The 464-nt window shown below is 49.8% G+C and carries 1 pseudogene; it reads left to right on the plus strand.

Features of this window, described 5'->3' with window-relative positions:
* Positions 1 to 464 (plus strand): annotated as a pseudogene (locus HMPREF2794_RS25635) (phage tail tape measure protein); the annotation flags it as partial.

Consider the following 464-nt stretch of genomic DNA (forward strand, 5'->3'; position numbering starts at 1 on the left):
AGTGGTTGAACGTCTTGGGGAGACATCGGGAAAAACAGCCGGAAAACTGGAAGGGCTGGGAAAGGGAATGTTCTTTCTCAACCAGCTGAAGGAAGGTGTTGACAATATCCGTGATTCCTTTAACGACGCCATCGAACCGGGCATCCGGTTTGAAACTGCCGTTGCCGAAATGTCCGGTATCACCAACATGGAGGGGAAGGAACTGGACGTTCTCGCCACCAAAGCCCGTAACACGGCAAAAGCGTTCGGTGTCGATGCGTCAAATGCTATGGTCGTTTATAAGGACTTGCTTTCAAAGATTACTCCGGAACTGAAAAAAGCACCGGACGCGCTCGAAATCATGTCGAATAATGTAATGACACTTAGTAAAACGATGCAAAATGACGTCCCCGGAGCGTCTGCAGCCATGTCCACCGCCATGAACCAGTATAAGGTTTCCCTTGATGATCCGATGAAAGCCGCAC

Origin of the sequence: Bacteroides sp. HMSC067B03 (genome assembly GCF_001811315.1) — a bacterium.
Lineage (GTDB): Bacteria > Bacteroidota > Bacteroidia > Bacteroidales > Bacteroidaceae > Bacteroides > Bacteroides faecis.